Annotated in this window: 22 protein-coding genes; 6 read left to right on the forward strand and 16 right to left on the reverse strand. The window is 60.7% G+C overall.

Going from position 1 to position 24272, the window contains the following annotated elements:
• The 5 genes from FT726_RS16790 to FT726_RS16810 form a co-directional block, all read right to left on the reverse strand.
• On the reverse strand, positions 1 to 321 hold a 321-nt coding region (locus FT726_RS16790; protein ID WP_346303118.1), incomplete at its 3' end, for a MetQ/NlpA family ABC transporter substrate-binding protein.
• Between the two features lie 20 nt (positions 322 to 341).
• The gene (locus FT726_RS16795; RefSeq protein WP_346303119.1) at positions 342 to 1703 is read right to left on the reverse strand and encodes an LLM class flavin-dependent oxidoreductase; all 1362 of its coding nucleotides are present in this window, start codon (positions 1701 to 1703) and stop codon (positions 342 to 344) included.
• Complete coding sequence (locus FT726_RS16800) at positions 1700 to 2902, reverse strand: SfnB family sulfur acquisition oxidoreductase (RefSeq protein WP_288423466.1); 1203 nt, start codon at positions 2900 to 2902, stop codon at positions 1700 to 1702. The genes FT726_RS16795 and FT726_RS16800 overlap by 4 nt, the downstream gene beginning before the upstream one ends.
• Before the next feature lie 9 nt (positions 2903 to 2911).
• Positions 2912 to 4117 (reverse strand): SfnB family sulfur acquisition oxidoreductase, encoded by a 1206-nt coding sequence (locus FT726_RS16805; protein WP_282995494.1) that lies wholly within the window; start codon positions 4115 to 4117, stop codon positions 2912 to 2914.
• 340 nt (positions 4118 to 4457) lie between these two features.
• Entirely contained in the window at positions 4458 to 5882 is a 1425-nt protein-coding gene (locus FT726_RS16810) for a hypothetical protein (RefSeq protein WP_346303120.1), read from the reverse strand.
• Positions 5883 to 6066: 184 nt separating this feature from the next.
• On the opposite strand from FT726_RS16810, the gene FT726_RS16815 reads away from it, so the two are divergent.
• Positions 6067 to 6954, forward strand: a complete 888-nt coding sequence (locus FT726_RS16815) for an alpha/beta hydrolase (protein ID WP_288423475.1) — start codon at positions 6067 to 6069, stop codon at positions 6952 to 6954.
• 8 nt (positions 6955 to 6962) lie between these two features.
• Here the strand turns inward: FT726_RS16815 and FT726_RS16820 are convergent, their stop codons facing one another.
• Positions 6963 to 8072 (reverse strand): lactonase family protein, encoded by a 1110-nt coding sequence (locus FT726_RS16820; RefSeq protein WP_288423478.1) that lies wholly within the window; start codon positions 8070 to 8072, stop codon positions 6963 to 6965.
• Between the two features lie 373 nt (positions 8073 to 8445).
• Between FT726_RS16820 and FT726_RS16825 the strand changes: the two genes are divergently transcribed.
• Positions 8446 to 9084 (forward strand): LysE family translocator, encoded by a 639-nt coding sequence (locus FT726_RS16825; RefSeq protein WP_058759038.1) that lies wholly within the window; start codon positions 8446 to 8448, stop codon positions 9082 to 9084.
• A gap of 114 nt (positions 9085 to 9198) precedes the next feature.
• Here the strand turns inward: FT726_RS16825 and FT726_RS16830 are convergent, their stop codons facing one another.
• From FT726_RS16830 to FT726_RS16845, 4 genes are all read right to left on the reverse strand, one after another.
• On the reverse strand, positions 9199 to 9999 hold the full coding sequence (locus FT726_RS16830; protein WP_021508951.1) for an inositol monophosphatase: 801 nt from the start codon (positions 9997 to 9999) through the stop codon (positions 9199 to 9201).
• Between the two features lie 14 nt (positions 10000 to 10013).
• Positions 10014 to 11075, reverse strand: coding sequence for an ABC transporter ATP-binding protein (locus FT726_RS16835; protein ID WP_104187524.1), 1062 nt, complete (start codon positions 11073 to 11075; stop codon positions 10014 to 10016).
• Positions 11072 to 13294, reverse strand: a complete 2223-nt coding sequence (locus FT726_RS16840; protein ID WP_058781082.1) for an iron ABC transporter permease — start codon at positions 13292 to 13294, stop codon at positions 11072 to 11074. The genes FT726_RS16835 and FT726_RS16840 overlap by 4 nt, the downstream gene beginning before the upstream one ends.
• Before the next feature lie 89 nt (positions 13295 to 13383).
• Complete coding sequence (locus FT726_RS16845; protein ID WP_021508948.1) at positions 13384 to 14412, reverse strand: ABC transporter substrate-binding protein; 1029 nt, start codon at positions 14410 to 14412, stop codon at positions 13384 to 13386.
• Positions 14413 to 14629: 217 nt separating this feature from the next.
• Here FT726_RS16845 and FT726_RS16850 point away from each other — a divergent pair, with 217 nt between their 5' ends.
• On the forward strand, positions 14630 to 15664 hold the full coding sequence (locus tag FT726_RS16850) for a LacI family DNA-binding transcriptional regulator (protein ID WP_346303121.1): 1035 nt from the start codon (positions 14630 to 14632) through the stop codon (positions 15662 to 15664).
• A gap of 1 nt (position 15665) precedes the next feature.
• Here the strand turns inward: FT726_RS16850 and FT726_RS16855 are convergent, their stop codons facing one another.
• Entirely contained in the window at positions 15666 to 16568 is a 903-nt protein-coding gene (locus FT726_RS16855) for a LysR family transcriptional regulator (RefSeq protein ID WP_141495872.1), read from the reverse strand.
• A 131-nt stretch (positions 16569 to 16699) separates the two neighbouring features.
• Between FT726_RS16855 and FT726_RS16860 the strand changes: the two genes are divergently transcribed.
• Positions 16700 to 17392 (forward strand): SDR family NAD(P)-dependent oxidoreductase, encoded by a 693-nt coding sequence (locus FT726_RS16860; protein ID WP_058759032.1) that lies wholly within the window; start codon positions 16700 to 16702, stop codon positions 17390 to 17392.
• 5 nt (positions 17393 to 17397) lie between these two features.
• Here FT726_RS16860 and FT726_RS16865 read toward each other — a convergent pair whose 3' ends face one another.
• Positions 17398 to 18327 (reverse strand): LysR family transcriptional regulator, encoded by a 930-nt coding sequence (locus FT726_RS16865; protein ID WP_058759031.1) that lies wholly within the window; start codon positions 18325 to 18327, stop codon positions 17398 to 17400.
• 79 nt (positions 18328 to 18406) lie between these two features.
• On the opposite strand from FT726_RS16865, the gene FT726_RS16870 reads away from it, so the two are divergent.
• Both FT726_RS16870 and FT726_RS16875 read left to right on the forward strand, forming a co-directional pair.
• Positions 18407 to 19228 (forward strand): MBL fold metallo-hydrolase, encoded by an 822-nt coding sequence (locus FT726_RS16870; protein WP_021508943.1) that lies wholly within the window; start codon positions 18407 to 18409, stop codon positions 19226 to 19228.
• Between the two features lie 3 nt (positions 19229 to 19231).
• On the forward strand, positions 19232 to 20593 hold the full coding sequence (locus FT726_RS16875) for an amidase (protein WP_346303122.1): 1362 nt from the start codon (positions 19232 to 19234) through the stop codon (positions 20591 to 20593).
• On the opposite strand, the gene FT726_RS16880 is transcribed toward FT726_RS16875, so the two are convergent.
• The 4 genes from FT726_RS16880 to FT726_RS16895 form a co-directional block, all read right to left on the reverse strand.
• On the reverse strand, positions 20568 to 20975 hold the full coding sequence (locus FT726_RS16880; protein ID WP_262258303.1) for a DUF2000 family protein: 408 nt from the start codon (positions 20973 to 20975) through the stop codon (positions 20568 to 20570). The genes FT726_RS16875 and FT726_RS16880 overlap by 26 nt on opposite strands.
• A gap of 35 nt (positions 20976 to 21010) precedes the next feature.
• Complete coding sequence (locus FT726_RS16885) at positions 21011 to 21868, reverse strand: AraC family transcriptional regulator (RefSeq protein WP_282954449.1); 858 nt, start codon at positions 21866 to 21868, stop codon at positions 21011 to 21013.
• Positions 21869 to 21895: 27 nt separating this feature from the next.
• The gene (locus tag FT726_RS16890; RefSeq protein ID WP_346303123.1) at positions 21896 to 23191 is read right to left on the reverse strand and encodes an SLC13 family permease; all 1296 of its coding nucleotides are present in this window, start codon (positions 23189 to 23191) and stop codon (positions 21896 to 21898) included.
• A 92-nt stretch (positions 23192 to 23283) separates the two neighbouring features.
• Entirely contained in the window at positions 23284 to 24183 is a 900-nt protein-coding gene (locus FT726_RS16895) for a LysR substrate-binding domain-containing protein (RefSeq protein WP_282995501.1), read from the reverse strand.
• Between the last annotated feature and the right edge of the window lie 89 nt (positions 24184 to 24272).

A 24272-nucleotide genomic window follows, 5' to 3' on the forward strand; every position in this document is an offset into this window, starting at 1 on the left:
GATGTTATTGATGATGGCGGGCGCATACGGCACCAGATGGAAACCGCCCTCGCGGTTGGCATTGTCAAGAAACGGCTTGTGCTGGAACAGGTTGACGTCAATGTCGCCATTTTCCACGCTCACGTTCGGCGCAGTCCAGTCGGTGAACTCCACCAGCTCCACCTGCAGTCCCTGCTTTTTCGCTTCAGCCACGGCGGTTTCCAGCGGCGGCGCGAAAGCCGCCGTGGTACCGACTTTGAGGGCGCCGCTGTAGTCACCGGCGGCAAACGCGCTGGCGGTTAATATTGCGGCGCTCAGCGCCACTAATGAGGCAAATTTCATCCTGACTCCCTGAGGTTAAATTAACGAACGTCAGCCGCAGGCCGCCAGCGCGCGGCCGGGTGGCGCGCGGGCAGACGATCCTGCTGCTGAAAAATTTTTTGCCGGAGCGATCCCGGCTGATAGGCGGTTTTGAAGCGGCCGCGCTGCTGAAGTTCCGGTACCACCAGCTCAATAAAATCGCGGTAGCTTTGCGGATTCAGGATGCGCGTCAGATTGAAGCCGTCGATGTCACCTTCATCAATCCAGCGGATCAACTGGTCGGCGACCTGAGACGGGTTGCCGACAATCACCGGGTAGCGGCTGCCAAGCGCGTGCTGCTCCAGCAGCTGGCGACGCGTCCAGCCGTTATAGGCTTTGCTCACCGATTCAATGGCGCGCGTGTCGCCGCTGTGAATCGGTTCATCGAGGCCAAACGCGGCGAGATCGACGCCAATTGAGCTGGAGAAGTGCGCAATGCCGGCTTCGGCACTGGCGTATTCCAGATAGCTGCGGTGCTTCTCCTGCGCTTCGCGTTCGCTGGCGGCGACGATCACGCTGACACCCATAAAGATGCGTAAGTCGTCCGCCTGGCGACCCACCGCCACCGCCGCGTGGCGCAGACGCTGCGCCTGCTCGCGCAGCGCCGCCGGCGAGCTGGCATTCACGAAACTGCATTCGGCGTGCCGAGCAGCAAACGCCACGCCGCGCGCGGATGAGCCTGCCTGGAACAGCAGCGGCGTGCGCTGCGGCGAAGGACTGCTCAGGTGATAGCCCTGCACCTGATAAAATTCACCCTGATGATTGATCGCGTGAATCTTCTGCGCGTCGGCATACAGCCGGCGCTGTTTGTCCGCCAGCAACGCATCGTCCTGCCAGCTGCCTTCCCATAGCTGATAAGTGACATCAAGAAACTCATCGGCCTGGTCGTAGCGCCGATCGTGCGCCAGCAGTTGCTGCTGCCCCATGGCGCGCGCCGCGCTGTCGAGATAGCCGGTCACGATGTTCCAGCCGATGCGGCCGTTGGTCAGATGGTCGAGCGTCGACAGGCGGCGGGCAAAAGGATAAGGGGCTTCGTAGCTCAGATTGGCGGTCACGCCAAAGCCCAGGTGCTGCGTCACGCTGGCCATGCCGGAAATCAGCATCAGCGGATCGTTCACCGGCATCTGAATGGACTCGCGCGCCGTCAGGCCGATACCCTGCTGATACACATCGTAAACGCCGAGAATATCGGCAATGAACAGCCCGTCGAACAGGCCGCGCTCCAGCAGACGCGCTAAATCAAGCCAGTACGCCAGCGAATTGAACTCCACTGAGTGGTCCTGCGGATGGGTCCACATGCCATGGTGAATATGCCCCACGCAGTTCATGTTAAAAGCATTTAGCAGAATCTGTTTGCGGCTCATAGCGTTCCCCGTCGCGGCGGCAGCACGCCGTTAAGCAAATAGTTGCCGATGACCGGATATTTCCAGCGTACCGGGTCATGCAGCGTGTGGGTGCGCGCGTTGCGCCAGTGGCGATCGAGATTGTGCTCGCGCAGGCTGGCGCGCGATCCGCCCAGCTCAAACAGCAGGTTGCCGGCTTCCAGCGCCACCTCAGTGGTCCAGGCACGGGCTTTCGCCACTTCAACCGATGCCAGCGCGACGTGTTCAGCGCTCGGGTTGCGTTGGGCGACATCGACCGCCTCTCCGGCGACATCCAGCAACGCATCACCGGCGCTGAGCCGTGCGGCAAGCCGCCCGGTGCGATCCAGCGTCAGCGGATCGTCACAGGCTCGCTCAACGCCGCTGTCCGGCCACGGCCGCGCGCGCTGCTGCACAAAAGCCAGCATGTCATTGAAGGCCGCGCGGGCAATGCCCTGGTCGATGGCCGCATGCATAATCTGGGCAAACGGTCCGACGGTAGTCGGCCGCTCAAACGCGCTATGAAACGGCACCACATCGTCCGGCGCGATCGCCACATCACGAAACTGCACGCTGCCGCTGCCGGTGGTGCGCTGGCCGAAACCGCTCCAGTCATCAATCACCGTTACGCCCGGCTGATGGCGCGGCACAAACACCAGCTGTTCTTTGCCGTCATCGGCGATGGCCAGCGTCGGGATGCGGTCGGCAAACAGCGCCCCGGTGCAGTAAAATTTGTCGCCGTTGAGGCGCAGCCCGCTGGCGGTCTGGCTGAAGGCGGTGGTGCGCTGATGCGCCGCCGCAGAGCCGAACTCCGCCAGCGCGTTGCCATAGTGAACGCCCGCCAGCACTTCGTTGTACAGCCGCTGCTGCTGGGCGTCGCTGCCGTTAACGCGCAGCACTTCCAGCGCATAGAAGTGATTTTGCGGCACCTGACCAATTGATGCATCGGCAGCGCTGAGAATGACAAAAATCTGCGCCAGTTCTGCGCTGGAAATCTCAATGCCACCCCACGCACGCGGCACGGTAATGGCGCCTAAGCCGGACTGGAAATAGTGCTGAAGTTCAGCATGTGGCAGCTTACGCTGCCGATCGCGCTGCGCTGCGCCGCTGCGAAAGCATTCAGCCAGCTCCTCTGCCACCTGCAGGGCCTGCTGCGCACTGCGGATGCGTGCTGCCGGCTGTTTAGCGAAAACCTGCGTCACTATCGCTCCTTAAATCCACGCATGACGCGCGGGCAGAACATCGTTGAGGTAATAGTTGCCGATGGCGTGCGTTTTCCAGCGCACCGGATCGTGCAGCGTATGGGTGCGCGCGTTGCGCCAGTGGCGATCCAGCCCATGCTTCAGCAATGTGCCGCGGCTGCCGCTCCACTCCAGCAGCTTTTCGCTGGCTTTCAGTGCAATTTCGGTGGTCAGCACTTTGGCTTCTGCAACCGCGATGGAGGCGCGCGCGCAGTGCGCAGCGGTAAGCGCGTGCGGGTCAATGCTGTCCAGTACGCGCGCCGCACGCACCAGCAGCGCGTTGGCGGCGCTCAGTTCGGTGCTGATACGCCCGACATCGGCGAGAATGTAAGGATCTTCTGCGTTGCGGCTCACGCCCGCGTCCACCCACGGACGCGAGCTGCTGTGAATAAACGCCAGCGCCTCATCCAGCGCGCCCTGGGCGATCCCGGCGTCAATCGCGGCCTGGATCAGCTGCGATACGGCACCGCGCAGCGTTGGCTTATCGGGCGACGGTAGCGCGATGGTCAAACCGGCATCGACCGCCACCTGCTGGAGCTTCACCGTGCCGCTGGCGGTGGTGCGCTGACCGATACCCGACCAGTCATCGATAATCTCAACGCCCGCTGCCGGCAGCGGAATGAACGCCATTACCGGCTGGCCCTCCTGCTGCGCGGTGGTCACCAGAATGTCGGCAAACAGTGCACCGGTGGAATAGAACTTTTCACCGCTGAGCCGTAACCCCTCCGGGCCTGACACCAGCTGCGCCTGCATATCACGCGTGTGTTTGCTGTTCTTTTCCGGACCGCCGTTGCCCAGCCGCTGGCCCTGTACCACCGCGCTGAGCAGGCGCTGCTGCTGTTGCGCGCTGCCTTCCCCCAGGATGAACTGGATCAGCCCGAAGTGGTTTTGCGGAATCTGGCCAAGCGACGGATCGCTGGCGGAGATCAGGCGGAACACCTCCGCCACGGTAGCAAAAGACAAACCGCCGCCGCCAAACTGGCGCGGCACGCTGATACTGCCCAGCCCCAGCTGGGTGAACTGATCGAGCAGTTCACGCGGATAGATACGCTGTTGGTCGCGTTCGGCTGCCCCGGCTTTCGCCTGTTCCGCCAGGTGGCGGGCGGCGTCGATTGCCGCCGCGTCAGACGTAATCACCGCCGCGCGCTGAAGTTGTTGAGCCCTGATTTGCGTCATCGCTGGATTCACTTTTTATTTTGCTGTGATTCACAGGCTCATTCTGCCAGGGCAGAGAGCCGTAATTTAATAACAGATTGAGCGCGATGATAATCAGCGGGAATAACAGCGGTAAAGAGCACGGTTATGCTATATCCGGCAAACGGCATGCAGAAAGAGAATAAAGAATTTATCAGGGATAAGAAGGCGTTAGCGGGCGCGGAGATGCAGGGTTATTACGCTGAGTGACACGGGCGAATTATCTTAAGTATTAATTCCGCTATCGATAGTGATAAATGACATTATTGTTTTATTGCGCCATGGGCTGGCGCAATAGAGTGGGCATTACGTTATCCCGGTATTACGCCTGCGCCAGATACATCGCCGGGGAATAGTGGCGCGTCGATTCACTCTTCTCACTGTGCGGTGTGCTGGTACTGTCGATCAGCTTCGCCAGCTGATAAGTCTTCACCGTTTCCTGCTGCGTCAGCTGCTGGGCGAAACGGGCGGTGAGGTTACCCTGCGCATCCTGCGTCACCTCAGTGGTGCTGCGCGTTTCATCGTGAATCTGGTGGTAGTGATAGTTTTGTGACTCTTTGGTTTCATTGAGCGCCAGCGGCGAACTGGCGCTTAGCGCGGTATGAAAACTGGCGTTTAGCTTAAACAGGGTTTCCTGCGTCATGCGCTGCGTATCGCCGTTCTTCTGCTGGCTGCTGCGCTGCGCCACATCCAGAGCGAAAGTATCTTCCTCTTCCGGCTTCAGCGGATTGCTGGAGCGCGCCGTCTGGTGATAGCTGGCCGAGAAATCCGCCAGGCCGCTGATGGCACCGGCCTGCGCCGCATGCGCGCCTACGGTGATCGCCTGCGGGGTGCGCATCGCCACGCCGGCCGCCGCGCTGGTGCTGTTTAAGCTCTCGAAACCCTGCTTAAACAGTGCCAGCGCCGCACGATCGCCATGACCGCGCGAAGCGGCCTGATCAAATTTCGCGCTCCACTGCGCCAGGGCGCTCTGCTGCTGACCGGCGTTGCTGGCCTGCGCCAGGCTGCGCATGTCCGTCGTCAGTTTGAAACTGGCGTCGGCATTATGGAAACCCAGCCAGCGTGAACCCGGGTCGGCATGCAGATTCAGCGACTGCATTACTTCGCCGCTGCGACGCAGGTCGGTTTTCAGATCAACGCTGGCCAGCTGGTTACTGTCAAAACTGAGCAGGTCACCGACATCCAGTTTACCGTTGCCGTTATCCAACCCGCTCAGGGTTTTCTCCAGCGCGCCGGAAAGTTTGGCAATTGCCGCAGCTTCGTCATCGCTCAGCTTACCGTGAGTGGTTTTCAGTGCCACCGCTACGCCATCCTGCTGCCGCGTCATCTGCAGAGTCAGGCTCACGCCGGACTGAGTGGTAATCTCCAGTGCCACCGCGCTCTGCGTGTCAGTTTGCGCGCCGCCGCTGGCCGGTACGCTGATGGTGACATCGTCACGCTGCTGCGTCAGTGCGCTCAGCAGCGCGCTGCCAATGCCGTTCATGCTGACGCCCGAGCTGCGCAGCGCACCTATCGCCTGCGTCTGCATATCAGGCGAAAGAGGCGTGCTGGCGGTGACGCGCGCCGGCGTCATCTGGTACACCGCAGAGATGGCGTCGGTGGCTTCGCTAAAGGTGACTTTCGCTGAGGCGTCTGCCGTCAGACTATTTTGCCGGGTCGCATTGCTTGCCGTGCTGCTGGTCACGCGTGCGCTGGCGCTGCTGAGATGGAGCTGTGAGAAACTACCCGGTCCGATACCGTTAATCATCCTGACTATCCTCGCTGGTATTATACCGCTACGTTATCGGCGATCCTGACGAAATCTTTACACTTCCGCACGGCGCGTGACGGTGCAAAATGGTTGTTGAAATTAATAATCATTATCACTAATCTGTCTGGCGCTTTCGCTGTGACACGGAAGTAATTGACTCGCCAGCTAGTAAGGAAGCGCCATGATTTATCGCTTTATCATTCCGCTGTTCACCCTGCTGAGCCTGCTGCTCAATCCGGCTGTCGGTTTCGCCCGGCCTGATATGACGCCGCTCGGACCCAACATTGCCGACAAAGGCTCTGCCTGGTATCGCTTCACTGTAAACACGTTTGATTCCGCTGACGGCCAGCGCCATTACAAAGTGTGGACGGCGGTACCACGTAAACCGGCACCGGCCGCAGGTTACGCGGCGCTGTATATGCTGGATGGCAACGCCGTGATGAACCATCTCAGCGAAGCGCTGTTGCAGAAGCTGGCGGCAGGCAACCCGCCGGTGCTGGTGGCGGTAGGCTATCAGACCCCGCTGCCGTTCGATCTCGCTGCGCGCACGCTGGATTACACCCCGCCACAACAGGTGCAGGATCGTCGCGGCCGGCCAGCCGGCGGCAGCGCCGCATTCCGCCAGCTGCTGGAACAGACTATCGCGCCGCGTGCCGAACGGAATCTGCCGATCAATGCGCAGCAGCGTGCGCTGTGGGGCCACTCTTACGGTGGGCTGTTTGTGCTGGACAGCTATTTAACCTCCGGATTTTTCCAGCGCTATTTTGCCGCCAGTCCTTCCCTGCGCGGCGACGCAACGCTGTTGCAGCAGATGGCGGCGGTGACGCCCGCATCGTTCAAGCAGAAGCAGCTGGTGCTGATGGAAGGCAACGGCGAATTCCGTTCTGGCGTCAGCGATGTGCTGAGCCGGATTCGCACCACCCTCGACGGCATGCAGGAGAACGGCCTGGCGGCTCGCTTCCAGCTGTTTCCCGGGCTCAGTCACGGCCAGATGTTTCCGGCTTCGCTGGAAAGCGCGCTGTCGGCCATGGCGGAAGACGGTGCGCCGTCACGCGCACCGGATGAGTGAAAGGGCAGTTAGTTGAAGAATTTGATGTCGGTTGGCGTTGCCAGCTTCGCCGCCACACCGCGCGCGCTCAGCTTGCCGCTGTGCGCATCAAAATCAAACAGCGTAATGGTATTGGTAAACACGTTGGTGACATAGAGGTGTTTACCGCTGTTATCAAACGCCAGCGCGCGCGGCTCAATACCGTCGGCGGCATAGCGCTGTGGATCTGTCAGGCTGCCATCGGCGGCAATCTTAAACACCAGCAGATGATTGTCAGATCCGCGGTTAGCGGCAATCAGGAATTTACCCTGCGGGCTGAGAATGATGCCGCCGCCGCTTTTACAGGCGGCGCTGCTGTTTTGCGTATTCAGCGCCACCTGTGCCTGCCGTTCCAGCCGGTCATCAGTGACGCGGAACACCACGATTTCGCCCGCCATTTCAGTAATCACATAAGCGTGTTTACCGTCGGCGGAGAACACCATGTGGCGCGGACCCGCACCTGGCGCAAAGCTCACATCACGGCTGGTATCCGCCTGCAGCGGCTCTCGCCGATCCGCGTGGTAGCGATAGGCGTGCAGTTTATCGTCACCGAGATCGGCCGCATACAGATAGCGGCCATCATGGGTAAAGGTGGTGGAGTGCGCATGGCCGCCATCCTGCCGATCTTTTACCACGCCGCTGCCTTCGCTGAACGCGAAATGCTGGACCTGTTCGCCCAGCTTGCCGTCCGACGCAATCGGGAACACCGTTACCCCTGCTCCGCCTTTCGCCACCGAATAGTTGGCGACAAACAGGAATTTGCCGTCCGGGCTAAGAGTGGCGTGCGTCGGCTGCTCGCCGTGGCTGTCGACCTGATTCAGCACCCGCACTGCGCCCTGTTTATCGATCGCCAGCGCGGTAACGGCACCGGCATTCTCTTCATTGGTGGTATAAGCAAACCGCCCGTCGCGTGATTTAACGATCCACGACGGGCTTTTCATCCTGATCACCTCCAGCGGCTTGAGCGTCCCGTCGCTGTTGACCTGCATGCGATACAAACCTTCACTGGGTCGATCCGGCTTTTGTACCGCAGGGGCATCCGGAATACTGGTCCAGGTGCCGACTAATGCTGTTTGATGATGTTCCGTGTTCTGCGCCATAGCACTCCCCGCCAGCGTCAATAGAGCCAGTGATATTGCCACGGTTAAGTTTGTTGCTAAACCGCCAGTTGCCGGTTTTGGGTATCCACTCATTGTCTTTCCACCATAATCGGAATTTTCACGGGCCTGCGCCCAAACCAGGTTGATTTTTTTGTATTGAAACGGACGTTGTTAACGTCTCGTTAACGACTATAGTGGCATTCCCTGCGCGCAAAGCTGCGCAGGCCGATCGGCTTCACAAATCGGTTTATTTAATTGTGCCTTTGCTAATGGGTCATAGCGTTTGGTTATGGATGGCAGGAAGCAGTGTAAAAAGCCCCGGCACGCATGCTTTAATCTTTCCTTTACCGAACTCAGGGATGGTCACGACGTTATGCTGCCGTTTTCTAATGGTTTTTTATTGAGTTTATCGCTGTGTCTGGATATCGGACTCGCCAACATCGCCATGCTGACGCTGGCGATGCAGCGCGGTTATCTGCACGGTTTCTGGCTGGGCATGGGCACCTGCGTGGGTGATTTAATTTACGCCTTACTGGCGATGGCTGGCATGGCGGTGGTACTGCAGTTTACGCCGGTGCGCTGGTTGCTATGGATTGGCGGCGGCATCTTGCTGCTGTGGTTTGCCGCTAAAATGCTTTACGCCGCGCTGGCCAAAAAAATCGACATTCCCGCGGCTGAAACCCAGCCTTATCGTTCACTGCTGCGCGAATTTCGGCGCGGCATCGTGCTGGCGATGTCGTCACCGACGGCGATTCTGTGGTTCGCCAGCGTGGGCGGCGCGCTGATAGCCCGCATCGGCCACAGTGATGCCGCTGCAACTTCGTGGTTTCTCAGCGGGTTTTTCCTCGCCGGGGTGGTGTGGACCTGTGTAATCTGCCTGATCGGCAGCATGGGCGGAAAGCTGTTAGGCGAGCGCCTGCTGAAGTATTCGTATCTCGCCTCAGCGCTGATTTTCTGTTATTTCGCGGTGTATGTGATTTGGTCGGGATACCGCGAGTTCGTGGCGGTTTAAGTCACCACGTAACCGTTTAAAATCATGCGATTATCCAGTTACGACAGCGCAAGCGTTGTAAGGTCGCCATGGATGGCGACCCGGAAAACGTCGCGCGGCCGTGAAATACACCACTTAAACGCCGGCAATCCGCCTCAGCTCCGCCTGTGCACCCGGCGCCACCGCCAGCACCTGCGCGCCTTTCAACAGCCGGTCGCCCTCAGTATTAAACGGGTGATACCAGCCGCCGGCCTCTTTCACCAGACAGTAACCGGCCAGGCAATCCCACGCGTGCATGTAGGGTTCGAAATAGCCCACCACGCGTCCGGCTGCCACCCACGCCAGCATCAGCGCACCAGATCCGATACGGATAAAGTTGCCCCCCGCTGCCAGCAGCGACGCCAGCAGGCGGCCCACCTCTTCCGGGCTGACATAGCTATTAGCGCCAAAGCCGGTCACGTGATTTTGCAGCGTACGTGACGGATCCACCTGTAAACGGCGGCCATTCAGCGTTGCGCCCTGGCCGAGCGCGGCGACGTAGCACTCCTGATAGGTCGGCGCAAAGATCACGCCAATCACCGGCACGCCGTCATGCAGCACCGCAACGGAAACACACCAGTTTGGCATACCGTTGAGGAACGGGCTGGTGCCGTCAATCGGATCGACCACCCAGGTGTAGCCTGACGTGCCCGGCTGCAGGCCGTACTCCTCGCCAAGAAAACCGTCGTCCGGGAAGCTGGCGCGAATCTGCTGGTCGATCATCTGTTCCACCTCGCGGTCAGCGCGTGATACCACATCCTGCAGGTCGTGCTTGGTTTCGACCACCAGCGTGTCACGCTGATTGAAGTAGGCCAGCGCCTTCTCCCCGCCCGCCCGCGCGACGCGTTCGGCCAGCAGCAGACGCGATTGCAGCGCGTCATTTTTCGTATCACTCATGCGTTATCCTTAAATTAACCGGCAATCAGGGCCAGACCCTGAGGTTTAAAATCAATCGCCACCCGGGCGTCCAGCGGCAGCTGCTGCTCCATCTGCGCATCGACGATGAACAGCGAGCCCAGTTCCGTGTTGACCTCGTATTCGATGTGATCGCCCAGCCAGGTGGCATGCGTCACCTCGCCGCGCAGTGCGCCTTCAGCACCGCTGTGCAGGGTAATGAACTGCGGTCTGACCGATAGCTGCGCGGATCCGGTCGCAACGCCGTTACCGCGCACGCGATAGCGCTGCCTGCCGAGTCGCACCAGCGCTTCGCTGCCTTCTACCTGTTCGACTTCGCACGGCAGAATATTGGCTTCGCCCATAAAGTCAGCGATGAACACCGAATTGGGCGCGTGATACAGGCTTTCCGGCGCGCCCTGCTGAGCAATATCGCCCTCTTTCATGACAATAATTTTATCCGACACCGCCAGCGCCTCTTCCTGGTCGTGCGTGACATACACCGCCGTGAAGCCCAGCCGCTGCTGCAAATCACGAATATCCGTGCGCACCCGGCGGCGCAGGCGCTCGTCGAGATTGGAGAGCGGCTCATCCAGCAGCAGCACCTGCGGCTCCAGCACCAGCGCGCGCGCCACCGCAATGCGCTGCTGCTGCCCGCCGGAAAGTTCGGACGGCAGCCGCTGCCCCTGACTCTCCAGCCCGACCAGTTTCAGCCCTTCGCGCGCACGATCCTGCGCTTCCTTTTTGCTCATGCCGGACGATTGCAGGCCGTACATGATGTTGTCGAGCGCACTCATATGCGGAAACAGCGCGTAGGATTGAAACACCATCGCCACGTCGCGCTCGTTGGCTGGCAGATGCGTTACGTCTTTGCCACCAATTAAAATACGCCCCGAAGTCGGATGTTCCAGGCCGGCCAGCAGGCGCAGCGTGGTGGTTTTACCGCAGCCGGAAGGCCCCAGTAGCGTCACCAGCGTACCTGGCTCCACCGTCAGCGATAAATCCGGCAGCGCGGTAAAACCGGCAAAGCGTTTTTCGACGTGTTCAAACACCACGGAACCAGCAGTAATCGCGGTCATACGGCACTCTCCTGAGTTAACGAAGGGGAAGCAGGTGGCGCGGCGACGTCCACCGGGCGCGCCACGCGGCGCAGGCGACGTTCGCCCACCAGCCACTGGAACACGCCAATGATCAGCAGCATCACCACAATCAGCACCGTGGAGTAAGCGATGGCGACGCCGTATTCGCCATTCTCTACCAGCCCGACGATGTAGGACGTCGCCATGTTGTACTGAGCGCTGACAAGGAAGATTACCGCGCTGATCGAGGTGATGGCGCGGACAAAGGCGTACACCAGCGCCGCGCTGATTGCCGGTTTCAGCAGTGGCAGCACCACTTTGCGCAGCGTGCGGAAACTGCTGGCACCCAGCGTCAGTGACGCTTCATCAAGGCTTTTATCCAGCTGGCTCATCGCCGCGATACCGCCGCGCACGCCGACTGGCATATTGCGGAACACAAAGCAGGCAATCAGGATCATCGCCGTGCCGGTAATCTCCAGCGGCGGCAGGTTATAGGCCATCACGTAACTGACGCCAATCACCGTGCCGGGAATGGCAAAGCTCAGCATCAGCAGGAACTCAAACGTCTGACGACCGGCAAATTTCTGCCGCACGATGAGCCAGGCGGTCAGCAGGCCCACCACGGCGGTGAGCGGTGCGGCAATCAGGGCAATTTCCAGCGTGGTCCAGAACGAGTTCCACGCCACGCCGCTCCACAGCAGATGACCGTCACTGACGCTGACGCGGAAAGCGCGCACGTAGTGTTCGATGGTCAGCGCATCGTTCAGGCCCCACGACTGCACAAAGCCGCCCACCACAATCATGCCGTAGATCACCAGGGTAAACAGACCCCACGGAATCACCATGCCGTACACACCGTAGCGCAGCAAACGCGGCAGCTGACCATGTTTGCCGCCGTCGCCCTTGCCGGTCACCGTGGCGAAGTTTTTGCCACCCAGCCACAGCCGCTGCAGCACAAAGGCGGCCAGCGTGAAGCACAGCAGAATCATCGCCAGCACCGCGGCGCGACTCGGATCGTTTTGCGCGCCTACCACCGAGAAGAAAATTTCGGTAGAGAGCACGCCGTGACTGCCGCCCAGCACCATCGGATTACCAAAATCGGCCATGCTTTCGATGAAGCTGATTAAAAAGGCATTAGCCAGACCCGGCGCCATCAGTGGCAGCGAAACGCGGCTGAAGGTGCGCCAGCGGTTAGCGCGCAGCGTTTGCGACGCCTCTTCCAGCGACGGACTGACGCCCTCCACCACGCCAATCAGCACCAGAAAGGCAATCGGCGTGAACGACAGCACCTGGGCAATCCAGATACCGGTCAGGCCATATAGCCAGCGGCCGGGCTCGATGCCAAACAGCGCCGCCAGATGCTCCGTCACTACGCCCGAGCGACCGAACAGCAAAATCAGCGCCAGACCAATCACGAACGGTGGCGTGATGATTGGCAGAATGGTCAGCATGCGCAGCGCTTTTTTGCAGGGCAGCGGCGTGCGCGTTGCCGCCAGGGCAAAGGCCAGACCCAGCAGCGTCGAACCGCTGGCAGTCATCAGCGCCAGCCACAGTGTGCGCCAGGCGGTGCCGCAGGTGCCGCCTTTCAGACAGGCAAGGCTCCAGATCGACGGGTCCTGCAGATTGCTGATCAAACCATCCGGTTTGAAACTGCCGTCAACGTCCTGCACCGACACCACAAACATACTGAGCACCGGATAGAGTACGAAGATGCTGACCAGCGCAGTCAGCAGCACCAGCGACGCCACCACAAAGGCATCGCCTTTCAGCACGCCGCGTTCGGCCAGCGCAAACGAGAACAGCAGCAAAAATACGGTCAGCAGCAGGAGCGCGCCAGCGCCCATCGCTGGCTGTCCCTGCGGCAGCGCGCCGAAGCGGTTTTCCAGCCACAGCCAGCTCCAGCCGCTGTAGCCAATCGCGTGCCCTTCCACAATCAGGAAGATCACGCCCAGCGCGCTGAACAGCAGCAGCAACCGGCTGCGTGCGCTGCCGGGCAGTAAACCGCAGGCGGCGCACAGCGCCAGCAGCGCCACGGCGAGCGCCAGCCATGGATGGCTGCCGATCTGCCACAATGCCGGCGCGCTGGCTTCATCACGCCACAGGTTAAGCAGCCAGCCGCTATCGAAAAAGCCTGCTTCCAGGCTGTACCACGGCAGCAGCAACAGCGCGACGGCGCCCAGCAGCAGCGCGCCTGTCAGACGGCGATTATTTGCGTTCATGTGTTACCTCAATGCGGGATCATCGCGCCATCCTTAGCGCTGTCGGAACCGGCAAGCCGCCGTCAGCGGCAGCGTCCGGCGATGCGGCATTACTGCGCGCTGGCGCCGATCTCTTTATCCCAGCGGCTCAGCAGCGCTTTACGTTTGGCGGAATCGCCGTAGGTTTTGAAGTCATAATCGATCAGTTTGATGTTCTCGAAGCGCGGCGCGTATTCGGAGATCTCTGCGTTGCGGTTTGACGGCAGCTGGAAGGATTTGGCCTCTTTCATGTGCGACTGCGCTTCGGCGCTAAGCGCCCAGTCGTACCACACTTTGGCATTGGCCAGATTGCGTGCCCCTTTGACGATCGACATTGAGCCAATCTCATAGCCAGTGCCTTCACAGGGCGCGACGGTTTTGATCGGGAAGCCGTCGACTTCCATCGCCACCGCGTCGTGCATAAACACGATGCCCACGGTGGTTTCGCCGCGCGCCGCTGCCTTCACCGGCGCCGAGCCGGATTTGGTGTACTGGGAAATGTTGGCGTTGAGCTTTTTCAGGTAATCAAACGCTTTGTCCTCGCCCATGATCTGCACCAGCGTCGCCAGGGTGTTATAGGCGGTGCCGGACGAGTTCGGATTGGCAATCTGAATTTCGCCTTTGAAGGCCGGATCGAGCAAATCAGCCCAGCAGGCTGGCGCTTTGAGCTTTTTATCCGCCAGCAGTTTGGTGTTGTAGCCCCAGCCGAGCGCACCGGCATAAATCCCCACCGTACGGTAACCTGAGTTTTCCGCCTGCTTCTGCGCCCAGTCCTGCTGCTGGTCGAGCAGCGGCGATTTATACGGCTGCGTCAGCCCCTCTTCCGCCGCCTGCATATGCGGATCGCCGGTACCGGCCCACCAGATGTCGGTGCGCGGGTTACGCGCTTCGCTGCGCAGGCGGGCATAGGCTTCACCCGCCGACAGCCGCACCATGCTGACTTTAATATCCGGATGTGCCTGGCTGAAAATGCGCGTCATGTGTTCGCACACCACCACGTCCGCCGAGCAGACCATATTGAGATTGCCAGCGGCCGTCGCAGCAAACGGCAGCGCGGTGCAACTGAGGGACAGCGCAATGGCCAGTGAGGTGTAGCGCATGATGTTCTCCTTGGTTGGCAGGGTTCCGTGCTTAACAGAGGTTTTTATTTGCACGTGTGTGCAAATTAGTAATGAACAGAAAATAGCCTGTCAAATAGCGCAATCTGCAATTGACAGGCTGTGTCACAAAAATGCAACAAATGTGATCGCAGACAAATTGCACAGCTTTGCAATTTACGGCAGACTGCTTTTCAGCCGTAATTGTGAGGAGTTGAAGATGCAGAATGACAAAGCCGGGGTGAGCGCACAGGATGTGGCCGATCGCGCGGGCGTGTCGCGATCGGCGGTGTCGCGCGCCTTTACGCCCGGTGCCAGCGTTTCTGCAGCCACCCGTGCCCGGGTGATGAAAGCGGCGCAGGAGCTGGGCTATCACGTTAACCACCTGGCGCGCGGACTGGTGCGCAACCGCAGCGGCATCGTCTGCCTGATCGTCTCTGAAATCGCCACGCCTTACCGCGCCACACTGGTGCGCTGGCTGACACAGTTTTTACAGGAAGCGGGCAAAGTGGCGATGCTGATTAATACCGATCGTTCCGACAACAGCGTCTCCGCCGCGCTGCTGCAGGCGATCAATTTTCGCGCCGATGCCTCCATCATCCTCTCCGGCATGCCGGATCGCACCATCACCCGCCAGTGCTATCAGCACGGTCAGCGCATCATCCTGATCAACCGCGACGAAGCGCTGCCGGGCTCGCTCAGCATCAACCTCGACGCGCAGGCGGCGGCTGAAACGGCGGTGATGGCGTTTCAGCGCGCCGGCTGTCGTCAGCTGGCGTTCGCCAATTCGCTGGCCGGTACGCCGAGCCTGATCAAACGCGAAGCGGCGTTTATCGCCGTGGCGGAGCGCGCCGGACTGACGGTCAGCGTGGAGCGGTTCGGTACCACCTCGTATGAGAGCGGTCAGATTCTGGCGCATCGCCTGCTGACGCGCCATCAGCGCCCGGACGCGGTGTTCTGCGTCACCGATCTGATGGCCTGCGGTTTCATGGATGAAGCGTGCCACCGTTTCCAGCTGCGCGTGCCGGAGGATTTGTGCCTGATTGGCTACGACAATATCGCGCAGGCTGGCTGGTCCTCTTACAATCTCACCACCTTCGCCCAGCCGGTGGAGCGCTTTGCCCGCGACGCCATCGCCTGGCTGACGCAGACCGAGCAGGCGGAGAGTGGTTTTACGCCGCAGAGTGAGCAGCAGCACGACACGCTACTGTATCAGGCTGATGTGATATGGCGCGGATCGGTGCGCGGCGGCTGATCTAAGCGCGGCATACCTGCCGTACCGTGTCACGCAACCAGCGGTGTGCGGCATCCTGCTCCAGCCGCGGATGCCATAGCTGTGACACTGTCACCTCTGGCGTGGCAAACGGTAATTCAAACATCGCAAACGCCGGATTATCTTTGATTAGCGGATGGTGCAGGCACAGCGTATGCGGCACCAGCGCCAGCCAGTCGCTGTGCAGCGTGAGCGCGACGGCAGTGGAAAAAGCGGGTACCACGGCCGCCACCTGGCGGGTAAAACCGGCGGCGAGCAGCGCCTCATGCACCGGCCCGCCCAGCTCACCGCGCCTTGACGCCACGATGTGACCATATGCGGCCAGCTGCGCCAACGTCACGTCCGCGAGTAACGGATGCCCGGCGCGCACCACGCCGACGAAGCGATCGCGAAACAGCGCCTGCAGCCGAATCTCCGGTCCCATATTGCCCAGTACGCCAATCTCCAGATCAACGTCGCCGCTGCGCAGCGGTCGATCATTTTTCTCTGCTTTCGGCATGAAGCGCAGCTGCACGCCGGGCGCCTGTGCGCGGACTGCGGCGATCAGCGCGCTGCCAAACGCTTCGACAAAACCTTCGTTGGTACGCAGCGTGAAGTGGCGCTGCAGCTCGGCGGCAGCAAAGCGTTGCGCGGGTGGACTCAGCAGCGCCTGCGTGTCCTGCAAAGTGGCATGCACCTGGCCGCGCAGCGCTTCGGCGTGTGGCGTCAGCACCATCACGCGCCCGGCGCGCACCAGCAGCGCATCGCCGGTGGCGACACGCAGTCGCCCCAGCGTGCGGCTCATCGCTGACTCGCTCAGCCCCAGACGACGCGCAGCGCCCACTACGCTGCCTTCACTGAGCAGCGCGTCCAGCGCAGGGAGTAAATTCAAATCGACGCTATTCATCGCATTATCCTTATTGATTGAGCGCCATCTGGCAAGGCGTTTGCTGCAGGTTATCTATGCAGATGCTGCGCGTTCCGCCTGTTGTCATGCAAGGGTAGACTTTTCACTCACCCCAAAACCAGGAGAGGGTCATGAACAAGGCTTCCCGTGCTTTATTGATTGGTGCTTCACGCGGCATCGGCTTCGCGCTGGCGGAGAATATGCTGCAGCGTGGCTATCAGGTGGTGGCGACCGGCCGCCAGCACTCCCTTCACGCGCTGCAACAGCTGGCGCAGCGTTACCCGCAGCAGCTGACGGTGGAGAGCGTGGACATCACCGTGCCAGCAGAGGTCAACGCTCTGCATCTGCGGCTAAGCGGCCAGCAGTTTGATCTGCTGCTGGTCAACGCGGGCGTGAAAAATGACGATCGCGAAACCCTTGCCGATGTGTCGACGGAAGAGTTTATTCGCGTAATGGTAACCAACGCGCTGAGCCCGCTGCGCGTGCTGGAAACCTTCAGAAACAACGTCAGCGCGCATGGCACGCTGGCGGTGATGTCCTCCGGCCAGGGCAGTCTCACCAACAACACCCATGGCAACTACGAGGTGTATCGCGGCAGTAAAGCGGCGCTGAATATGTTTATGCGCAGCTTTGCCGCGCGTCACGACGATGCACGCACGCTACTGCTGCTGGCCCCCGGCTGGGTGCGCACCGACATGGGTGGTGCCGGGGCGCGACTGAGCATTGAGGAGAGCATCCCGAATCTGCTCAATACGGTGGAAAGCCAGACCGGACGCGGCGGCCTGCACTATCTCGATTACCTCGGCCGCGTAGTGCCGTGGTAAGCGTTTCACGCCAGCTTGCGTTCGATCAGCTGACGCAGCGTGGCGCGCAGCCAGCGGTGCGCCGGGTCTTCGGCCCGGGCGTTATGCCACAGCAGCGAAAGTGCATAATCCGGCATGCCGATCGGCACCGCCGCCGTACTCAGCGCATAGCGCTGTTGCCATGCCTGCACCAGTCCCTGCGGAACGGTCGCGAACAGCGGCAGACGCTGCAACATTAGCGGTAACACCGAGAAGTGCGGCGTGACATAACGCACGCGGCGCGTCAGCCCATCGCGGGCTAACGCGGCGTCCAGCGCACTTTCACTCACGCCGCGATAGGAGACCAGCGCATGCTGATACTGCACGAACTGCGCCAGCGTCAGCGGTGGTGCAAGGTCAATTTGTCCGCGATGCCATACCGTGCGGAAGCCGGCGCGCGCAATGTGCTCCCGCGTAAGATCGCGGCTGGTTTCCTCTCCGACGGTCACCACCACGTCAGCCTGCTGCTGCTCCATCAGCGGAATGGCCTGCCACGGATCGGCAGCCACCACCCGGATATCAATATTTTGGGCCGAGGCGGCCAGCTGCAGCAGTAAATCGGGCATCAGCCAGTGCTCAAGCCAGTCGCTCATGCCGAGCGTAAAACTGCGGCTATCGTGCGCGGCATCAAAGCGATCGGCAGTGAAAATAACGCGATGGACGCTCTGCAGCAGCGGTGCGATCTGGCGCACCAGCTGCTCTGCGCGCGGTGTGGGCGTCATGCCTTGCGAGGAACGCACGAACAGCGCATCGTCAAACATTGCCCGCAGTCTTTTTAATGCAGCGCTGACCGCCGGCTGCCCCAGATAAAGCCGGTTTGCCGCCTGAGTTACGCTGCGCACGTCATAAATGACCAGCAGCACAATCAATAAGTTAAGGTCGATTTTGCTGAAATCATTTTCATTGATGCTTTTCATGATTTTAATCGATTTAAATAATGAAACAGCGCTCAGTATAGTGACCTGCAGTAACAGGCACCACGCTTTAGGAGGCAATATGACCCTGCACATAGGTGAATGCAGCATTGATAAAGTGATCGAGCAGACCAGCTCACTCCCCTTCGCTGCGCTGTTTCCGGCACACCGCGAGACGATGGGCGACACGCTGGCACAGCAGCCAGCAGAGCTATCCATCCATAGCTGGGTGGTGCGCACCGCTCGCGACACCATCGTGATTGATACCGCAACGGGCAATGGCCGTAACCGCGATAACAAGCCGCTGTTTCACCAGCTGCAAACCGCGTGGCCGCAACGTCTGGCCGAAGCGGGCGTCGACCCTGATGAAGTGACGCTGGTGCTGATGACGCATATCCACACCGATCACGTCGGCTGGAATACCTGCTGGCGCGCTGGCCGCTGGCAGCCGATGTTTCGTCATGCGCGTTACATCTGTTCAGCGCGTGAACTGGCACAGTGCCGCAGCACGCCGTCGATGCAGGCGCTGTATCACGATAGCCTTGCGCCGCTGCTGGCGAGCGGCCAGCTGGAAACCATTGATGTGCAGCACTCCCCGCTGTTTGCCGGTGTGCTGCGCTATATGCCGACGCCGGGCCACAGCGTCGATCACGCTTCAATTGTGCTGCAAAGCGCCGGTGCCCACGCGGTATTTAGCGGTGATGTGATGCATCATCCAGTTCAGTTTGCACATCCGCAATGGAACTCAGTTTTTTGTGAGGATTTACCACGCGCCGTAACGTCACGTCAGTTACTGATAGACTGGTGCATTAGCCATCAGGCACTCTGGTGCAGCTCACACTTTGCCGGCAGTTCGTGCGGCCGGGTTTCGCCAGAGCGGCAATGGATTCCTGTGGAGGCCTGAACCATGCAATACGCTGATTACCTCACCGCGTCGCTGGGGGATATGCAACAGGCGCTGGCCCAGCGCCGGGTGAGCGCACGCCAGCTCACCACATTTGCGCTGCAGCGCATTGCTGACGTGGATCAGCCGCGCTACAACGCCATCAGCTGGCTGTTTGCCGATGACGCGCTGGCTGCGGCCGCTGCCAGCGATGCCGCACGGCAGCAGAATGCGCCAGTTGGCCCACTGGCCGGTATTCCGCTGCTGATTAAAGACAACATTGAAGTCAAAGGCTGGCCGACCAGTGCCGGTTCGGCGCTGCTGCGCGATGTGATTGCCAGCGAGGATGCACCGCTGGTTACGGCTCTGCGTCAGGCTGGCGCAATCCTCATCGGCAAAACCACCATGCATGAACTGGCAGCAGGCATCACCGGCGCGTCGTCGCTGAGTGGCTTCACCCATAATGCCTGGCAGCAAGGCCGTTCTCCGGGAGGTTCAAGCAGCGGTTCAGCCGTGGCGGTGGCCGCAGGCTTCGTGCCGCTGGCGATAGGCAGTGATACCGCCGGTTCGGTGCGCATTCCGGCCGCGTTTAATGGCCTGTTCGGCTTACGTATGACCCGCGGTGCACTGAGCAGCGCTGGCATCGTGCCGCTGTCGCCTACCCAGGATATCCCCGGACCGCTGGTGCGCTACGCGGCTGATTTGCGGCTGATCAGTGAAATACTCACGGGCCAGCGTTTTTCCCGTCCCGACCGGCCGTTGCGCATCGGCATCTGGCAGGAAGGATTTGCCGCAGAGGAAACGGAGATTAACCAGGCGGTGCAGGATGCTGTGGCACCGTTTCAGCCGCGCATGCTGAGCTGGCCGCAGCTGGAGACGCTGGCGACGGAAGCCAATATTATTGCCTATGAATTTGCTGACGCGCTGGCCGCCTGGCTGGCGGATAAATCGCAGGCACCGCTGCGCATGCTGGCGGCGATTGCCGCGTCAGGACACTATCATCCCCAGCTGGAGGCCACCTTCAAAACCCGCGCGCAGCATCCCGGCATGCAGAGTGACGGCTATCGCGAGGTGCAGCTGCGCCAGCAGAGGCTGTATCAGCAGCTGGCGCAGTTTTTTCAGCAGCAGCAGATCGACCTGCTCGCTTATCCGGTAGTCCGCCATCCGCCAGTGAAGCATGGCGAGTTACAGCCTGGCAGCAACGCGCTGATCTCAGCCGTCACCGGCGCACCGGCAATCAGCATTCCGGTCGGCCTGAGTACGGAAGGGTTACCCATCGGCCTGGAGCTTCTGGCACTGCGCGACCGGGAAGATGTGCTGTTAAAGGCGGCAGAACAGATTGAACAGGCGCACCCGCCGTTCAACCGTGCAGCGCCAGCCCTTTAATGGCTTTATCCACCGCCTTTTTCGGGCCGCGCAGCGCGATCCCCACCAGGTTGAGATTATCGGCGTCTTCGGCCAGAAACACCGCGCGGTTGGCGGCATCGTGGCCGGTGGAAAACATCGCTTCGACGTAAGGAATTAGCGTTAACTCACGCTCTACGCCCTGGCGATGCGCCCGTTGCAGGCCGGCTAAATCGGCGGCAAACACCAGCATCGGCTGGCCGGCCATGTTGCCGTACTGACGACCGTGCGCGTCGACATAGGGTTCACCCATCATCTCCGGCGCGGCTGCCGCAATGCCGGTCGCCAGAAAAGCCACCACATTCAGGCGCTGCCAGGTGGCTAAATCATCACGTACGATTAGGGCAATTTTGGTATCAAACATCTGTCAGAACTCTCCGGTAAGGATTAAAAATCCCATCATCGGATAGCCGGCATAGAGCGGTATAGAACGTTTGTGCACTGGCGCTGATAGGCGGCGGGCGTGAGACGATAAGCACGCTGAAACCAGCGGCCAAGATGGCTTTGGTCGGCAAAGCCCACCTGCGCTGCGACCTGCACTGGCTCAACGCCCTGTGCCAGCAGCGCACGCGCGCTACGCAGCCGCAGCCGCACCAGATAGGCATGCGGCGACTGGCCAAACGCCTGCTTAAACTGGCGCGTCAGGCGGAAACGATCGATGCCGGACAGGCGCGACAGATCGTCCAGCCCGATATCCTGCGCCATAAAATCGTGCAGATAATCACGCAGCAGATGCATCTGCCGCTGGGCGTCACTGAGCTGCACGCCGGGTTTATTTTCCAGATGCCGGGACAGCAGCGTGAGCAGATGATCCAGGCTCTGATCGCGCGCCAGCCGCCCTTCCCGCTGATGCACCGCAAACCATGCCTGCTGAATCGCAGAGGCCAGCTGCGCATCATCGGTGAGCGTGGAGCGAAATGCCCCCTGAATATTCGCCACATCGCCCAGCCCGCGGCGCTGCATCATCTCCGCCACCCAGGGTTGCGGCAGATAAAGCATCACATAGGTAAAACCGGCGGCATCGGGCGCGTGGCCATCGTGTACCGCGCCCGGCTCAATCAGAATAGCGCGGCCCGGCGTGCTGGTGTGCAGTGCGCGGTGACAGTTAAAGCGCTGCAGCCCCTGCTGCGTCACGCCGACCAGCAATTCGTCGTGGTCATGCGGATCGTAAGCGTGGCCGCAGAAGTGCGCGTTAACACTTTCGATGCCCGTCTCCTCATCGCGACGGAAATCTACCCAATCGTTAGTAGCTGACATAGCGAATTCGTGACCTCTGACGGCGTATCAGGCATAGCCTAGCAGCCGGAACCACAGATAATCCAGCGGTAACAGCAGCAGCGCGCTCAGCACAAACACCAGCAGGCACAGCTGCAAACCGGCTCTGGCAGGCACATTCCCCAGCCCCATTGCCACCACGATGGGCGACGCCTGATATGGCAGCAGCGGTGTGGCGTACGCAAAAACCTGCAACATCACCACGCTCAGTAGCGGAAAGCCCGAAGCGGCAGCCAGCTCCTGCGCCATCGGCGTAACCATCGCCGGCACGCCGTTGGCGGTGAGCACAAAATTCAGCAGCGTCACCAGCGCATTGAGCACGGCAAAATTACTGAATGACGGCGAGTCATGCAGCGGCAGCAGGTGAAGCAGTGCATTGGCGATGAGCCGCCCCAGGCCAGAGTCCACCACCACCGTGGCGACGCCGAGAATGCCGGCGATGTAGATGCAGGTGCGGAAATTGACGCCGCTGGCAAAATCGTCACCCGAAAGAAAGCCCACGCGCGGTAACAAACACAGACAAGCCGCGGCCAGCCCGACCCACGCAGCAGATAAGCCGTGCAGGCTGTCGGTCATCCACAACAGTAACGTGATGGCAAGTAGGCCAATCAGCCGCCATTCGCGCCCGCTTAGCGCCGGCAATGCTTCCCGCGTTGCCACCGGCTGCGGCTGAGCGCGGAACAGCAGCGTAATGCAGGCAACCAGCAGAATACCTTTGCCCAGCCCCACCACCGGCATGTGCAGCAGCCACCACGGCAGCCATTGCAAATGCAGCTGGTACGCGCTTTCCGCCGCGCCGCTCAGCACCAGGTTTGGTACGTTGGCGGGCAGAATACTGGCAGAGAGTTGAAAGGTGCCGAAGCCCACCGCCAGCGCCAGCCCAATGCTGCCGCGACTGCCCGGCCGGATACCGGCCCGCTCGCCCAGCGCCAGCACCACCGGCATCAGCAGCGCGATACGTCCCATGTTCGACGGCATCACCAGCGCCAGCAGATAACTCAGCAGCACCGTGCCCGCCACCATCCGCGGCCAGCTCTGGCTGAACGGCACCACCAGCCAGTTGGCCCAGCGTTGGGCAAGGCCCACTTTGCGGATCGCCGCGCCCAGCACAAAACCGCTCAGCACCAGCCAGAAGGCTGAGGAGGCAAAACCGCTGAACACGCTGCTGGCTGGCGCTATCGACAGCAGCATCGCCGCCGCAAAAAACAGCAGCGCGGTAAGATATTCCGGCAACCGCGCCAGCGCCCACAGCAAAATTGTGATGCTGACCACCAGCGTGGTCAGCCAGAATGAGGACTCGATCATCGTGCCTGAACTCCCTTTCTTCGCAACTGCGCACAAAGCGCATTAGCATAGGGCAATCCCTGTCGCAGAACGCTGCGGCAGTTAACAGTTTGTTAACTCGCCAGCTGCGTCAGCCACTGAATCAGCGCCTCGCTGCCGGGCTGACTGCGGGAGCGCTGTGGCCAGGCGAGGAAATAGGGTTTGCTCAGCGGCAGGCTGAGCGGATCCACCACCTGGAGCGCGCCGCGCGCCAGTTCGCCGGCAATCAGGCGACGCTGCCCCAGCAGCACACCGGCCCCGGCTACCGCCGCGTCTATGGCCAGGGAGGTGAGATTAAAACTGAATGCCGGCTGGACCGCCGGCTCCATGCTGCCTTTGGCCTGAAACCAGCTGCGCCAGTCGGGCAGAAAGCGGCCTTCATTGCCCCAGTCCAGATGGATCAACGGCGCCTGGCTGAGCAACGATTCGCCCGGGTAAAGCTGTATCAGCGCCGGACTGGCGACCGGCAGCACCTCGTCACAGAACAGCCGTTGCTTGTCGAGTTGCGGGTAGCGATCCTCACCAAAGCAGATGACAAAATCTGCCGGTGTGGCGCTGAAATCCACCGGCGCATGAGTGCCGTGCAGGCTGAGATCGCAGTCCGGGCAGTGAGCCCGCCAGGCGGTGATATTCGGCAGCAGCCATTTCGACGCCAGCGCCGGCAGTGAATAGAGCGTCAGCTTTGGCATGCTGGCCGCATGGCGCAAATTTTGCTGCCCCAGATGCAGAATGTCGAACGCTTCACTGACGTAGCGCAGATACTCTTTGCCGGTTTCCGTCAGCATCACGCCGCTCTGGGTACGCACAAACAGTGCGCTGCCCAGCTGCGCTTCCAGCTGACGAATTTGCTGGCTGACGGCAGCCGGCGTCAGCGCCAGCTGCGCGGCGGCTTTCGCCAGGCTACCAAGTTCCGCCGCCACTTTGAACGACTGAATCACGCTGATTTTCGGCAAACGCGACGCGGGTGCAGGCATTAAGGTTTCCTTAGCAAGGCGTTAAATATTTATCGTTAGGCATCAACATATCAGGCCGTTACAGTCTCTACACCTGCCAACTCAGAGAA

Source organism: Pantoea sp. Morm (genome assembly GCF_016643525.1).
Taxonomy (GTDB): domain Bacteria; phylum Pseudomonadota; class Gammaproteobacteria; order Enterobacterales; family Enterobacteriaceae; genus Pantoea; species Pantoea dispersa.

Bases quoted from the DNA above. Each gene is read 5' to 3' on its own strand.
- FT726_RS16795 (WP_346303119.1), bottom strand. From the start codon at position 1,703: ATGAGCCGCAAACAGATTCTGCTAAATGCTTTTAACATGAACTGCGTG.
- FT726_RS16805 (WP_282995494.1), bottom strand. From the start codon at position 4,117: ATGACGCAAATCAGGGCTCAACAACTTCAGCGCGCGGCGGTGATTACG.
- FT726_RS16810 (WP_346303120.1), bottom strand. From the start codon at position 5,882: ATGATTAACGGTATCGGACCGGGTAGTTTCTCACAGCTCCATCTCAGC.
- FT726_RS16815 (WP_288423475.1), top strand. From the start codon at position 6,067: ATGATTTATCGCTTTATCATTCCGCTGTTCACCCTGCTGAGCCTGCTG.
- FT726_RS16820 (WP_288423478.1), bottom strand. From the start codon at position 8,072: ATGGCGCAGAACACGGAACATCATCAAACAGCATTAGTCGGCACCTGG.
- FT726_RS16825 (WP_058759038.1), top strand. From the start codon at position 8,446: ATGCTGCCGTTTTCTAATGGTTTTTTATTGAGTTTATCGCTGTGTCTG.
- FT726_RS16830 (WP_021508951.1), bottom strand. From the start codon at position 9,999: ATGAGTGATACGAAAAATGACGCGCTGCAATCGCGTCTGCTGCTGGCC.
- FT726_RS16835 (WP_104187524.1), bottom strand. From the start codon at position 11,075: ATGACCGCGATTACTGCTGGTTCCGTGGTGTTTGAACACGTCGAAAAA.
- FT726_RS16840 (WP_058781082.1), bottom strand. From the start codon at position 13,294: ATGAACGCAAATAATCGCCGTCTGACAGGCGCGCTGCTGCTGGGCGCC.
- FT726_RS16845 (WP_021508948.1), bottom strand. From the start codon at position 14,412: ATGCGCTACACCTCACTGGCCATTGCGCTGTCCCTCAGTTGCACCGCG.
- FT726_RS16850 (WP_346303121.1), top strand. From the start codon at position 14,630: ATGCAGAATGACAAAGCCGGGGTGAGCGCACAGGATGTGGCCGATCGC.
- FT726_RS16855 (WP_141495872.1), bottom strand. From the start codon at position 16,568: ATGAATAGCGTCGATTTGAATTTACTCCCTGCGCTGGACGCGCTGCTC.
- FT726_RS16860 (WP_058759032.1), top strand. From the start codon at position 16,700: ATGAACAAGGCTTCCCGTGCTTTATTGATTGGTGCTTCACGCGGCATC.
- FT726_RS16865 (WP_058759031.1), bottom strand. From the start codon at position 18,327: ATGAAAAGCATCAATGAAAATGATTTCAGCAAAATCGACCTTAACTTA.
- FT726_RS16870 (WP_021508943.1), top strand. From the start codon at position 18,407: ATGACCCTGCACATAGGTGAATGCAGCATTGATAAAGTGATCGAGCAG.
- FT726_RS16875 (WP_346303122.1), top strand. From the start codon at position 19,232: ATGCAATACGCTGATTACCTCACCGCGTCGCTGGGGGATATGCAACAG.
- FT726_RS16880 (WP_262258303.1), bottom strand. From the start codon at position 20,975: ATGTTTGATACCAAAATTGCCCTAATCGTACGTGATGATTTAGCCACC.
- FT726_RS16885 (WP_282954449.1), bottom strand. From the start codon at position 21,868: ATGTCAGCTACTAACGATTGGGTAGATTTCCGTCGCGATGAGGAGACG.
- FT726_RS16890 (WP_346303123.1), bottom strand. From the start codon at position 23,191: ATGATCGAGTCCTCATTCTGGCTGACCACGCTGGTGGTCAGCATCACA.
- FT726_RS16895 (WP_282995501.1), bottom strand. From the start codon at position 24,183: ATGCCTGCACCCGCGTCGCGTTTGCCGAAAATCAGCGTGATTCAGTCG.